The following is a 13,195-nucleotide window of genomic DNA, read 5'->3' on the forward strand; positions in this document are numbered from 1 at the left end:
CCTAAAACCGGTTCAATTGCAATTGGTTGCATGACTGGTTGGCCGAAAGTTTGTTCTGCGCACCACAACAGGGGCGTGCCCTTTCGACAGCTTTTGGGCGAACGCCCCTCGCTCTCCGCCCCCGGTTGGATCAGGGCAAGGATTCAGGCTTTTTCGTGGTACATGCAAGGGGCCGGGCGATAATTCGCCCAAGCCGCGATCATGTTTGGCAACAGCCGTTAATGGTTGGCCGCGAGGCGGTGGAGCCCGATCACGAAAAGCAGGCCCCGCCCCTTGGGCTGAAGCCGCGATTCCGGGCTGTCGCGGTCGAGGATCAGCGTGTCGAGCGGTCCGAGGCTCGGCCGAGCGTCCGTGATGAGTGTGGCGCCGGCACCGACGGCAAGAACGAGGGTGGTGTCGGCGCGCGGCGCGATCCGAATCTCGGCGGTGAAAGACCGGCGCTCGACATCATGGGCCATGCGGCCACGGCGGGTCATGATGTTGAGATCGGTGATCGGGCCGCCGATCAGCGCCGCGCCGGTCGGCACGTCGCCCGGAAAGGCGAGCGGCGCTGAGGCGGTGGTCAACCGCGCCGGCGCCTGGCCGGCAATGTCGAGAATGATCCCCTCGCCTTCCAGCACCGACAGTGTTCGATCTATGCCCGCGAAGCTTGAGAACGGCCCGCTCGTCTCGACCCGGGCCATCGAGACGCGCCAGTCGAAATCCTCGAACCCGGCGCCGTCGGGCGAAACGGCGATCTCGGTGGTGGTGCCGCCGCCATTCTTCCACGGCATAACGCGGTAATCGGCGGCACGAAGGATGCGCATTCGGCTCAGACCCGGACGATTTCAAGTCGATTCGACCTGAAATCATCCAGCTCTGTCTTTTTGGTTAGGAGCATGATGTTGCCCGAAAACCGCCTCACACTTTTCGGCATCATGCTCAGCCCAGGATGCCCGGCAGGTTAAGCTGGTGCTCCTTGGCGCATTCGATGGCGATGTCGTAGCCGGCGTCGGCATGGCGCATGACGCCGGTCGCCGGGTCGTTCCACAGCACACGTTCCAGGCGCTTAGCCGCGTCAGCCGTGCCGTCGGCGACGATGACCATGCCGGCATGCTGCGAGAAGCCCATGCCGACGCCGCCGCCATGGTGCAGCGACACCCAGGTCGCGCCGGACGCGGTGTTGAGCAGCGCGTTGAGCAGCGGCCAGTCGGAAACGGCGTCGGAGCCGTCCTTCATCGCTTCGGTCTCGCGGTTCGGCGAGGCGACCGAGCCGGAATCGAGATGGTCGCGGCCGATGACGACCGGCGCCTTGAGCTCGCCCTTGGCGACCATTTCGTTGAAGGCGAGACCGAGCTGGTGGCGGTCGCCGAGGCCGACCCAGCAGATGCGCGCCGGCAATCCCTGGAACGAGATGCGCTCGCGCGCCATGTCGAGCCAGTTGTGCAGATGGGTGTTGCCGGGGGTGAGCTCGCGCACCTTGGCGTCGGTCTTGTAGATATCTTCCGGATCGCCCGAGAGAGCGGCCCAGCGGAACGGGCCGATGCCACGGCAGAACAGCGGCCGGATATAGGCCGGCACGAAGCCCGGGAATGCAAAGGCGTTCTCGAAACCCTCGTCCTTGGCGACCTGGCGGATGTTGTTGCCGTAGTCGAGCGTCGGCACGCCGGCGTTCCAGAACGCCACCATCGCCTCGACATGCTCGCGCATCGAGGCGCGGGCGGCCTTCTCGACGGCCTTCGGATCCGAGGTGCGCTTCTCGCGCCACTCGGCCATCGACCAGCCCTTCGGCAGATAGCCGTTGATCGGGTCATGCGCCGAGGTCTGGTCGGTGAGGATGTCGGGGCGGATGCCGCGCCTGAACATCTCCGGCACGATCTCGGCGGCGTTGCCGAGCAGGCCGACCGATCTTGCTTCGCCGGCCTTGGTCCAGCGATTAATCATCTCCATCGCTTCGTCGAGCGTCTCGGCCTTCTCGTCGACATAGCGGGTGCGCAGGCGGAAATCGATCGAGTCCGGGTTGCACTCGATGGCAAGGCAGCAAGCGCCGGCCATGACGGCTGCCAGGGGTTGGGCGCCGCCCATGCCGCCAAGGCCGCCGGTCAGGATCCACTTGCCCTTGAGGTCGCCATTATAGTGCTGGCGGCCGGCTTCCACGAAAGTCTCGTAGGTGCCCTGAACGATGCCCTGCGTGCCGATATAGATCCAGGAGCCGGCCGTCATCTGGCCGTACATCATCAGGCCCTTCCTATCGAGCTCGTTGAACTTCTCCCAGGTTGCCCAGTGCGGCACGATGTTGGAGTTGGCGATGAGCACGCGCGGCGCGTTGGCGTGGGTCTTGAAAACACCGACCGGCTTGCCCGACTGCACTAGCAGCGTCTCGTCCTCGCCCAGCGTCTTCAGCGAAGCGACGATGCGGTCGAAATCGTTCCAGGTGCGCGCCGCCCTGCCGATGCCGCCATAGACGACGAGCTCGTTCGGGTTCTCGGCGACCTCCGGGTCGAGATTGTTCATCAGCATGCGCAGCGGCGCTTCCGTCGTCCAGTAGCGAGCATTGAGCTTGTCGCCGCGGGGGGCGCGCACTTCACGGATGTTGTGACGAGGATCGGTCATCATTGTCCCTTTCAAGCAAGGCGGGCGGCGCGGGTCAGCGCCCGGCCCAGTCAATGGCGGTTTCGAGGATTGTTTTCAGCGTGGCGCGGATCGGCGCGGCGTAGCTTGGGTCGTAAGGTACCGGCCAGTTTTCCGGCGAACCTTTTTCCGCAGGCTCGCGCATGTAGCCGCGGTTGGAGAGCTCCATCTGCAGCGCATGCACGCCGTTCCCGGGCTGGCCGAAGCTTCTGGTGATCCAGCCGCCCTTGAAGCGGCCGTTGGCCACCCAGGTCTCGCCGGTCGCGGCCAGGATGGCGGCCACTTTTTCCTGCAGCACGGGATCGGCGCTCTTGCCATCATTCGTACCGAGGTTGAAGACCGGCAGCGTGCCGTCGAACAGGCGCGGCAGCACCGAGCGGATCGAATGGCAGTCATAGAGCACGATCTTGTCATGCATGCCGCGTAGCCGGTCGATCTCGGCCTGCAGGGCGGCATGGTAAGGCTCGAAATAGGCCGCGCGGCGCTGATCGATCTCGGATGGGCTCGGCTCCTCACCCATGCGGTAGAGCGGATCGCCGTCAAAAGTGTCTGTCGGGCAAAGGGTGGTCGTCGCCTGCCCGGGATAGAGCGAAACGCCCGACGGATCGCGATTGACGTCGATCACGGTACGCGAGATGGCGGTGTGCACGACCGTGGCGCCGAGGTCGGTCGCGAAATCATAGAGCTTGTCGATCCACCAGTCGCAGTCGCGCCGGCCGAGCCAGGTCGAGACGAGGCGCGAGTCGAGGCCGGCAAGGTCGATGCCGGTGTGCGGGATCGAAACCAGCAGCGGCGCGGTGCCCTGGGTGACGGTGAGCCAATTGGGTGAGGTCATGAGAGACCTCCGCAAGCTGGAACTCTACGGCGCCCCCCTCTGCCCTGCCGGGCATCTCCCCCTCTTGGGGGGAGATTGGCTGTCGCGCCGGCCTTCGCCAATCGCCTGCGTTGAAGGAAGAGCGGCGCCAAAGCCGCTGCTGATCTCCCCCCTAGAGGGGGAGATGGCCGGCAGGCCAGAGGGGGGCGCGACGGAACGCGACCTATCCTGGAGAGCGCTCTCACGACGCAATCCCCGGCAGCTTCACGGCACCCGCCGCATTCACCGCGGCGCCGCTGCGGACCATGGCGATCGCCTTCTCCATGTCGGGATGGAAATGGCGGTCATTGTCGAGATGCGGGACTTCGGCCCGGACCAATTTGCGCACCGCCTCCAGCGCATCGCTGGACGCAAGCGGCGCGTGAAAATCGCAGCCTTGCGCGGCGGCCAGCAATTCGATGCCGATGACGGCGGTCGCATTCTCGATCATGCCGAGCAGCCGGCGCGCGCCGTGGGCGGCCATCGAGACATGATCTTCCTGGTTGGCCGAAGTCGGAATGGAATCGACGCTCGCCGGATAGGCCTTCTGCTTGTTTTCGGAAACGAGCGCTGCCGCCGTCACCTGCGGGATCATGAAACCGGAGTTCAAACCCGGCTTCGGTGTGAGGAAGGCCGGCATGCCGGACAGTGCCGGGTCGACCAGCATGGCAATGCGACGCTCCGACAGCGAGCCGATCTCGCAGACGGCGAGCGCAATCATGTCGGCGGCGAAGGCCACCGGCTCGGCGTGGAAATTGCCGCCTGAAAGCGCGGTGTCGTCCTCGGCGAAGATCAGCGGGTTATCGGTGACGCCGTTGGCCTCCGTCTCGAGCGTATCGGCGGCCTTGCGAAGCACGTCGAGCGCGGCGCCCATCACCTGCGGCTGGCAGCGCAGGCAGTACGGATCCTGCACGCGCTCGTCGCCGACACGGTGCGATTCACGAATGGCGCTGCCGGCCATGAGATTGCGCAGCGCGTCCGCCGTCTCGATCTGGCCGCGATGCTTGCGCAACAGATGGATGCGCGGGTCGAAGGGGGCGTCCGAACCTTTGGCGGCATCGGTCGACAGCGCGCCGGCGACCAGCGCCGACTGGTAAAGCACCTCCGCTTCGAACAGGCCGGCCAGCGCGAAGGCGGTCGAGAACTGCGTGCCGTTGAGCAGCGCGAGACCCTCCTTGGCGCCTAATGTCACCGGCTCCAGTCCATGCGAGACGAAGGCGACCTTGGCCGGGAACCGGCCATGCGGGGTAAAGCATTCGCCGACGCCGATCATGACGGCGGTCATATGCGAAAGCGGCGCGAGGTCGCCGGAAGCGCCGACCGAGCCTTGCGCCGGCACAACCGGAATGACGTCGTTGGCGAGCATCGCTTCAAGCAATTCGATAGTCTGGGGCCGCACGCCGGATGCGCCTTGGGCCAGGCTGGCGAGCTTCAGCGCCATCATCAGCCGCACCACGGCGACGGGCATCGGCTCGCCGACGCCGGCGGCATGGGACAGCACGATGTTGCGCTGGAGCGTTTCGAGATCGTCAGCCGGGATGCGGACACTGGCCAGCTTGCCGAAGCCGGTGTTGATGCCATAGACCGGCTCGCCCTTGGCGACGATGCGGGCGACGGCCTCGGCGCTGTCCCGGATCTTCGGCCGGCAGGCGGCGTCAAGCCGCGGCACGGCGCCGCGATAGATGTCGCGCCAGTCGGCAAGCGTCGCGTTGCCGGGCGTCAGGGTAAGTTCGGTCATTGTCCTCTCCAGATACGGGCATGGAGCGGGTTGAAGCCCATGCGGTAGACGAGTTCGGCTGGGCGCACGATGTCCCAGATGGCGAGATCGGCCAATTTGCCGGCTTCCAGCGTGCCGGTGCTTTCAAGCAAGCCCAACGCCCGCGCGGCTTCGCGAGTGACACCGGCGAGGCATTCGTCGACGGTCATGCCGAACAGCGTCGCGGCCATGTTCATGGTGAGCAGCAGCGAAGTAAGCGGCGAGGTGCCGGGATTGGAGTCGGTGGCGACAGCCATTTTCACGCCGTGGCGGCGGAAGAGATCGAGCGGCGGCTTCTTCGTCTCGCGGATGAAGTAGTAAGCGCCGGGCAGGATCGTCGCCACAGTGCCGGCCTTGGCCATCGCGGCGGCGCCTTCCTCGTCCGTATATTCGAGATGGTCGGCCGATAGTGCGCCATAGCGGGCGGCAAGCGCCGCGCCATGCAGATTGGAGAGTTGGTCGGCGTGGAGTTTTACGGGCAGGCCGAGCGCCTTTGCCTTATCGAACACGCGCGCCATTTGCTCCGGCGAGAAGGCGATGCCCTCGCAAAAACCATCGACCGCGTCGGCGAGCTTTTCGGCGGCGACCTCGGGGAGGATCGTGCCGGCGACGAGATCGATGAACGCGTCCCTGTCGCCCTTGGCTTCCGGCGGCAGGGCGTGGGCGGCGAGACAAGTGGTGCGGATCGTCACCGGCCGCTCACTGGCCAGCCGGCGGGCGGCGCGCAGCGACTTCTTCTCATTGTCGGCATCAAGGCCATAGCCGGACTTGACCTCGACGGTGGTGACGCCTTCGGCGATCAGCGCGTCGAGCCGCGGCAGGGTCTGGGTGACCAGCTCGTCCTCGCTCGCGGCGCGCAGCGACCTGACCGAGGAGACGATGCCACCCCCTGCGCGTGCCACTTCCTCATATGTGGCGCCGGCCAGCCGCATCTCGAACTCGTTGGCGCGATTTCCCGCATAGACAAGATGCGTGTGACAGTCGATCAGGCCGGGGGTGATCCAGCGTCCAGCGCAATCGACAGTCTCGGCGCCCTGCCCGGCCGCAGCCGGCATGTCGGCTTCGGGGCCGGCATAGACGATAAGCCCGTCACGCGCGGCGACCGCGCCTTTCTCGACGATGCCGAGGCCGGCCGCACCCTCGGCCATGGTCGCCAGGCGCGCATTGCGCCAGACCCGATGGCCGCTCCTGTTGTTTGCTCCACCCATCATCTTTTCCATTTGAAAGGACGGCGATTATGTATATACATATTGAAACGCGACGCAAGCAATATCGTCGCTCACGCATCAAGATTTGGAGACGCAGGTGACGGCGATCTTTGCGGAACAGGCGCTTCTGCCCGAGGGCTGGCAAAGCAATGTGAGGATCGCTTTCGACGGCGGCCGCATCTCGAAGGTCGAGGCCGGCGCTTCCGCGCAAGCAGGCGACGAGCGCCACGCCATCGTCATGCCCGGCATGCCCAATTTGCACAGCCACGCCTTCCAGCGCGGCATGGCGGGTCTGGCCGAATTGCGCGGACCTTCGGCCGACAGTTTCTGGAGCTGGCGCGAAGTGATGTACCGCTTCGCGCTGTCGATGACGCCGGACCAGGTCGAGGCTGTGGCGGCGCAGCTTTATGTCGAAATGCTGGAGGCCGGCTTTTCGCGCGTCGGCGAGTTCCACTACCTGCACCACGATCGCGACGGACAGCCTTACGCCAATATCGCTGAGATGGCAGAGCGGATCTCGGCTGCCGCCTCAGACACCGGCATTGGCCTGACGCTGCTGCCTGTCTTTTACGCCCATTCGTCCTTCGGCGGCGCCGCACCCAACCAGGGCCAGCGGCGATTCATAAATGATGTCGAGCGCTTCGGGCGTCTGCTTGAGAAAAGCCGCGAGGGGGTTCATTCGCTGGAGCAGGCCGTCGTCGGCGTTGCGCCGCACAGCCTGCGCGCCGCAACACCGGACGAGCTCGATGCGATCGCCGCGATGGCGCCGGACGGACCGATCCATATCCACGTCGCCGAACAGGTGAAGGAAGTCGAGGACTGCGTCGCCTGGTCGGGAATGCGTCCAGTCGAATTCCTTCTCGCCAACGCCAAAGTCGACAAGCGCTGGTGCCTGATCCATGCCACCCATATGACCGAGGTCGAGACGATCGCCATGGCCCGGACCGGCGCCATCGCCGGGCTCTGTCCGATCACCGAAGCCAATCTCGGCGACGGTACGTTCGCGGCGCCACTGTTCATCGAGCATGGTGGCCGCTTTGGGGTCGGCTCCGACTCCAACGTGCTGATCGGCCTGCCGGACGAGCTTCGGCAGCTCGAATATTCGCAGCGCCTCGCCCATCGTGCCCGCAATGTGCTGGCCCGCGCCGGAGGCTCGACGGGGCGCGCGCTGTTCGACGCCTCGTTCGACGGCGGCAGCCAGGCGCTCGGCGCAGGCCAGTCGCGGATTGCCGCCGGCGGCCCTGCCGATTTGGTCTCGCTCGACGGCGGCCATGCTTCGCTTGCCGGCAAGGCGGGCGACGCGGTCCTCGACGCCTGGATCTTTGCCAATGGCAGCAAGGTCGATTGCGTGTGGGTGCATGGCAAAAAGCAGGTCAGCGGCGGCAGGCATGCCAAGCGCGAGGCGGTTGCCAAGCGGTTCCGCGATGTCATGACCGCATTGTCGCAGCGCTGAACAGGAACATCCGATGAGCCTTGTCGAGATAGATGACATCGAAGGCGGCGAGATCCTCTCGCTGCATCAACGCATCCTGTCGGATATCCGCGAAAAGATCCTGTCGGGCGCCTGGGCGCCGGGCCATCGCATCCCCTTCGAGCACGAGCTGACGGCTCACTATAATTGCTCGCGCATGACGGTGAACAAGGCGCTGTCGCAACTTGCCAAGGCCGGGTTGATCGAGCGCCGCCGCCGCTCCGGTAGTTTCGTGCGCCAGCCGCAGTCGCAGGCGGCGGTGCTGGAGCTGCACGACATCAGGATAGAGGTCGAGGCGCTCGGCCTGCCCTATCGCTATGAGCGGCTGGAACGTGTCAAGCGGCGCAGCGGCGCCGAGGACCGAGCGCTGCTCGGACTTTCCGCGCCGGGTCCGGTGCTGGCGCTGGAGGGTCTGCATTTTGCCGGCGAACGGCCGTTCGCGCTCGAGCAGCGGCTGATCAATCTTTCAGCGGTGGCCGAGGCCGGCGAGGAGGAATTTCTCGATATCGCGCCGGGCCCCTGGCTGATCGGCCGCGTGCCATGGAGCGAGGCCGAGCACCGCATCCGCGCCATGGCCGCCGACGAGACGATCGCCGATGCGCTGGATATCGACGCGAGCGCGCCCTGCCTGGTGGTCGAACGCCGCACCTGGAGCGCCGAGCATCCGGTGACACATGTTCGGTTCGTCTATCCGGCGGAAAGCCACACGCTGGTGGCAAGATTCACGCCATCGCAGGGGTGAGTGCCAGCGGTCCCTTCTCCCCTTGCGGGAGAAGGTGGATCGGCGCTTCAGCGCCGAGACGGATGAGGGGTGTTCCAGCGGAGTGAGACGCTGGCATTCCCTGGAGCACCCCTCATCCGGCCGCTTCGCGGCCACCTTCTCCCACAAGGGGAGAAGGAAAAGCGGGCGCTTAAATCGCCGCCGTCACAATGATCTCGACCAGATACTCCGGGGCGGCGAGCTTGGCTTCACCGGTGGCGCGCGCCGGGGTGTGGCCCTGCGGCACCCACTTGTCCCATTCCGAATTCATTTCGGCGAAGGTGCCTATGTCGGCCAGCCAGATGATCGCCTGGACGATCTTGGTCTTGTCGGTGCCGGCCTTGGCCAGCAATTCGTCGATGGTCTTGAGGATGTCGCGGGTCTGCGAAGCGACGTTGCCGCCGGGCTCGCCGACCTGGCCGGCCAGATAGACGGTGTTGCCATGGATGACGATCTGGCTCATGCGCGGGCCGACATCGATGCGACGAATGCTCATTGGAGGTTCCTTCGTTATGGGAGTCGCTGCTCTTTAGAGTCCGGGCCGGCGCGGGGCAAGGCCGGCGGACACGAAACCAATTGAGCCAATTGTCCGGTCTCTGCCGCCCACCTACACGGCGAGTTGACCGGTCGTGACACAATTGCGCCAGCCTGGCGTGTTGACTAATGTAATAACATCACATATCGACAGCGCACTCGATTTCGCGGACCGCCGCCCGATGACCAATGCCTGCCTGACCTTCCGCGACCTGACGCTGGGCTACAACAGCCACGCGGCCATCCATCATTTGAACGGCACCGTCCGCAAAGGTTCGCTGACCGCGGTGGTGGGCGCCAACGGCTCGGGCAAATCGACGCTGATGAAGGGCATTGTGGGCGTGCTGAAGCCGATGGAAGGCGCGGTGGTCCGCATGCCGGGCGTCCGTACCGCCTATCTGCCACAGCAGTCGGAGCTCGACCGCTCCTTTCCGGCGCGCGTCGTCGACCTGGTCTCGCTCGGCCTGTGGCCGAAGCGCGGCATGCTCGGCCGCTACACCGGGGAAGACCGCGACTCCGTCAGCAGGGCGCTGATGGCGGTCGGGCTCGGCGGCTTCGAGAAGCGGCCGATCGACACGCTGTCCGGCGGCCAGTTGCAGCGCACGCTGTTTGCTCGCGTGCTTCTGCAGGACGCCGATCTTATCCTGCTCGACGAGCCGTTCAATGCGGTCGACGCCAAGACGGTCGGCGATCTCATCCAGTTGATAAAGCGCTGGCATGGCGAGGAGCGCACGATCATGGTCGTGATTCACGATCTCGATCTGGTGCGGCAGAATTTCCCTGAGACGCTGCTGCTTGCCCGTCAGCCCGTCGCCTGGGGCGAGACCAAGGACACGCTGCGGCCCGAAAACCTGCTCAAGGCAAGGCGCTTCCACGAGGCGTGGGAAGAAAACGCGCCCTGGTGCGAGCCGAGTGGGCATGAGCACAGCCATGATCACGAAGATCATGATCATGCGCATGACCCCCGACACGACCATCATCACGGCTCCGGGCCGAGGGCGGCGTGATGGATTTCCTCTACGGCCTGTTCATCGCGCCCTTCGCCGACTTCGCCTTCATGCAGCGGGCGCTGTTCGGCTCGCTGATGCTGTCGCTCGGCGCCTGCCCGGTCGGCGTCTTCCTGATGCTCAGGCGCATGAGCCTGTCGGGCGACGCGATGGCGCATGCCATCCTGCCCGGCGCTGCCGCCGGCTTCCTGCTTTATGGCCTCGAAATCCTGCCGATGACCATCGGCGGGCTGATCGCCGGCATCATCGTCGCGCTCGGCGCTGGCGCCGTCTCTCGCTTCACCATCCAGCGCGAGGACGCCTCGATGGCGGCCTTCTATCTCATCTCGCTGGCCGTCGGCGTGCTGATGGTGTCGATCCGCGGCTCCAGCGTCGACCTGATGCATGTGCTGTTCGGCACGGTGCTGGCGCTCAACGACGAGGCGCTCATCCTGATCGGCGGCATCGTGGCGGTGACGCTCGCCTGTCTCGCCATCTTCTGGCGCGCGCTTGTCGCCGAATGCCTCGACCCGCTGTTCCTGCGCTCGGTGAGCCGCATGGGCAGCCCGGTGCATTTCATCTTCTTAGGCCTCGTCGTGCTCAACCTCGTCGGCGGCTTCCAGGCTTTGGGCACGCTGCTGTCGGTCGGGCTGATGATGCTACCGGCCGCCGCGGCCCGCTTCTGGACGGCGCGCGTGGAGCCGATGTGCGCGCTGGCGGTGCTGATCGGCTTCGCCTCCTGCATCGCCGGACTGCTCCTGTCCTACCACGCCTCGCTGCCCTCCGGCCCGGCGATCATCCTTTCGGCCGGCGTCGTCTATTTCTGCTCGATCCTGTTCGGCACGCGCGGCGTGCTGCGTGCCCGCATCGTGCATCACCGACACCGAACCGCCTGACCGCAATCCTCAAGCAAGGAGACCACCCAATGCTGAAATCCTTCCGTGCCGCGCTGACGTTGAGTGTTATAACATTAAGCGCTTTCGCAACATCGTCCGCTTTCGCGGCGCCGCTCAAGGTCGTAGCGAGCTTCACCGTGATTGCCGACTTTGCGAAAAATGTCGGCGGCGACCGGGTGAACATCACCACCATCGTCGGGCCGGACGGCGACGCCCATGTCTATGAGCCGAGCCCGGCGGACGCGGTGGCGATGGCCAAAGCAGACGTGGTGCTGGTCAACGGCCTGCATTTCGAAGGTTTTCTCCAGCGCCTGGTCGACGCCAGCGCCACCAAGGCCGCGATCGTGACGCTGACCAAGGGCGTGACGCCGATCGACTTCAAGCCGGAATTCGCCGATGCGGACGCCGCCGAAGGTGCTGGCACTGGCGGCGGCAAGACCGTCACCGATCCGCACGCCTTCCAGTCGATCGCCAACGCCAAGATCTATGTGAAGAACATCGCCGAGGCGTTCTGCACGGCCGATAGCGCAGGCTGCGACAGCTACAAGGCCAATGCCGCCGCCTACACCGCCAAGCTCGATGCGCTGGACGGCGAAGTGAAGGCGGCGATCCAGTCGATCCCCCAAGCCAAGCGCGTCGTCATCACCTCGCATGACGCCTTCGGCTATTTCGAGCACGACTACGGCCTGACCTTCCTGGCGCCGCAGGGCATCTCGACCGATTCCGAACCGTCGGCGGCCGATGTCGCCAAGCTGGTTGGCCAAGTCAAGCAGGACAAGGCGGCGGCGATCTTCGTGGAAAACATCACCAATCCGCGGCTGATCGAGCAGATCGCCGGCGAGACCGGCATCAAGGTCGGCGGCACGCTCTATTCGGATGCGCTGTCGGGGTCCGATGGACCGGCATCGACCTATATCGACATGATGCACAACAACATCACGCAGATCAAAGGCGCTATCCTCGGCAGCTGAGCGGCATCCTCGGCAGCTGAGCGGCGAGGCATCCAACCGGGCCGGCATTTTGGGTTGCCGCAGCGTCCATTGCGTGTCCAAGAGGTACGCGGCGCTGCGGGAGCCCGGTTGGATTTTCCGGCCCACATTCTCTATTTGGCAGAGAAATCCGCTCGTACGGATTGCCGCTCATGTCCCGGGGTGGCATGACTGCGCCAAAGAGATTGCGAGGACCACACCATGGAATACCGCCAGATCAGCGACGACTATTCGGTCTCCGGCCAGATCCAGCCGCAGGACATCGCCGCCATCAAGGACGCCGGCTTCAAAAGCGTGATCTGCAACCGGCCGGACGACGAACAGCCGGGCCAGCCTTCGGCCGATGCCGTCAAGGCGGCGGCCGAGGCGGCCGGCCTCGGCTTCCGCTACATCCCGGTCATCAGCGGCCAGATCACCATGGACAATGTCGAGGACCAAGCGGCTGCGCTCGACGAGCTGGAAGGCCCGGTGTTCGCCTATTGCCGCTCAGGCGCGCGCTGCACCAATCTTTATGGGCTGATCCAGCAGCAGCGGGGGTGACGGCTTAGCGCGATAGGCCAACTCCGCAGGCTGGCGATCCTTCGCGCCGTCGTATCCGATAAATTTGCGAAAATTTAAATCGGCAGCGCACCGGTTTCCTTAAGCGTCTCCAGCACGATCGCCGTCTTCACGTGCTGCACGGATTCGTGCGGCAGGAGCACGCCGTTGACGAATTCGGACAACGATTTGAGATCGGGCGTCACCACCTTCAGTATGTAGTCCATCTCGCCGGTCAGCGCGTGCGCCTCCTGCACTTCGGGCAGGCGGGCGACCAACTCGCCGAAGCGGCGGGCGTTATCGCGGTTGTGGGTGGCTAAAGTCACCGAGATGACGTTGACCAGCGAAAAACCCAGACGGTCGCGGTCGAGCACGGCGCGGTAGCCCTTGATATAGCCGTCCTCTTCCAGCCGCAGACGGCGGCGCGAGCATTGCGAGGGCGACAGGTTCACGCGCTCCGCCAGATCGCTGTTGGTGAATCGCGCATCATCCTGCAGAAGCGCCATTATCTTGCGATCAAATTGATCGAGACGCGCATCATCCATGAATTTCTCTCCATTCATGCACAAATTGCGCACATGATGAGCATTTCAAG

Annotated in this window: 13 protein-coding genes; 6 read left to right on the forward strand and 7 right to left on the reverse strand. The window is 65.0% G+C overall.

Features of this window, described 5'->3' with window-relative positions:
* Positions 1-218 precede the first annotated feature (218 nt).
* From FJW05_RS16620 to hutI, 5 genes are all read right to left on the reverse strand, one after another.
* Positions 219-806 (reverse strand): HutD family protein, encoded by a 588-nt coding sequence (locus tag FJW05_RS16620; RefSeq protein ID WP_140634041.1) that lies wholly within the window; start codon positions 804-806, stop codon positions 219-221.
* Between the two features lie 115 nt (positions 807-921).
* Positions 922-2,595 carry a urocanate hydratase gene (hutU, locus tag FJW05_RS16625; RefSeq protein WP_181164973.1) on the reverse strand — a complete coding sequence of 558 codons (1,674 nt, stop codon included), beginning with the start codon at positions 2,593-2,595 and terminating at the stop codon, positions 922-924.
* Positions 2,596-2,626: 31 nt separating this feature from the next.
* Positions 2,627-3,445, reverse strand: a complete 819-nt coding sequence (gene hutG, locus FJW05_RS16630; RefSeq protein WP_140634045.1) for an N-formylglutamate deformylase — start codon at positions 3,443-3,445, stop codon at positions 2,627-2,629.
* Positions 3,446-3,665: 220 nt separating this feature from the next.
* On the reverse strand, positions 3,666-5,201 hold the full coding sequence (gene hutH / locus FJW05_RS16640; RefSeq protein WP_140634047.1) for a histidine ammonia-lyase: 1,536 nt from the start codon (positions 5,199-5,201) through the stop codon (positions 3,666-3,668).
* Positions 5,198-6,427 (reverse strand): imidazolonepropionase, encoded by a 1,230-nt coding sequence (gene hutI, locus FJW05_RS16645; protein ID WP_181164974.1) that lies wholly within the window; start codon positions 6,425-6,427, stop codon positions 5,198-5,200. Before hutI ends, hutH begins: the two co-directional genes overlap by 4 nt.
* A gap of 97 nt (positions 6,428-6,524) precedes the next feature.
* On the opposite strand from hutI, the gene FJW05_RS16650 reads away from it, so the two are divergent.
* Together FJW05_RS16650 and hutC are read left to right on the forward strand one after the other, a co-directional pair.
* The gene (locus tag FJW05_RS16650; RefSeq protein ID WP_140634051.1) at positions 6,525-7,880 is read left to right on the forward strand and encodes a formimidoylglutamate deiminase; all 1,356 of its coding nucleotides are present in this window, start codon (positions 6,525-6,527) and stop codon (positions 7,878-7,880) included.
* 13 nt (positions 7,881-7,893) lie between these two features.
* Entirely contained in the window at positions 7,894-8,640 is a 747-nt protein-coding gene (hutC, locus tag FJW05_RS16655; protein WP_140634053.1) for a histidine utilization repressor, read from the forward strand.
* A gap of 169 nt (positions 8,641-8,809) precedes the next feature.
* On the opposite strand, the gene FJW05_RS16660 is transcribed toward hutC, so the two are convergent.
* Positions 8,810-9,154, reverse strand: a complete 345-nt coding sequence (locus FJW05_RS16660) for a RidA family protein (RefSeq protein ID WP_140634055.1) — start codon at positions 9,152-9,154, stop codon at positions 8,810-8,812.
* A gap of 220 nt (positions 9,155-9,374) precedes the next feature.
* On the opposite strand from FJW05_RS16660, the gene aztA reads away from it, so the two are divergent.
* From aztA to FJW05_RS16680, 4 genes are all read left to right on the forward strand, one after another.
* Positions 9,375-10,199, forward strand: a complete 825-nt coding sequence (gene aztA, locus FJW05_RS16665; RefSeq protein WP_140634057.1) for a zinc ABC transporter ATP-binding protein AztA — start codon at positions 9,375-9,377, stop codon at positions 10,197-10,199.
* Complete coding sequence (gene aztB, locus FJW05_RS16670) at positions 10,199-11,074, forward strand: zinc ABC transporter permease AztB (protein WP_140634059.1); 876 nt, start codon at positions 10,199-10,201, stop codon at positions 11,072-11,074. The genes aztA and aztB overlap by 1 nt, the downstream gene beginning before the upstream one ends.
* Positions 11,075-11,103: 29 nt before the next feature.
* Positions 11,104-12,045, forward strand: coding sequence for a zinc ABC transporter substrate-binding protein AztC (gene aztC, locus FJW05_RS16675; RefSeq protein WP_140634061.1), 942 nt, complete (start codon positions 11,104-11,106; stop codon positions 12,043-12,045).
* A 219-nt stretch (positions 12,046-12,264) separates the two neighbouring features.
* Positions 12,265-12,603, forward strand: coding sequence for a TIGR01244 family sulfur transferase (locus FJW05_RS16680; protein ID WP_140634063.1), 339 nt, complete (start codon positions 12,265-12,267; stop codon positions 12,601-12,603).
* 74 nt (positions 12,604-12,677) lie between these two features.
* Here the strand turns inward: FJW05_RS16680 and FJW05_RS16685 are convergent, their stop codons facing one another.
* Positions 12,678-13,145: an Lrp/AsnC family transcriptional regulator gene (locus FJW05_RS16685; RefSeq protein ID WP_140546798.1), complete on the reverse strand. Its 468-nt coding sequence runs from the start codon at positions 13,143-13,145 to the stop codon at positions 12,678-12,680.
* Positions 13,146-13,195: the final 50 nt, after the last annotated feature.

The organism is Mesorhizobium sp. B2-9-1 (assembly GCF_006439455.1).
Taxonomy (GTDB): domain Bacteria; phylum Pseudomonadota; class Alphaproteobacteria; order Rhizobiales; family Rhizobiaceae; genus Mesorhizobium.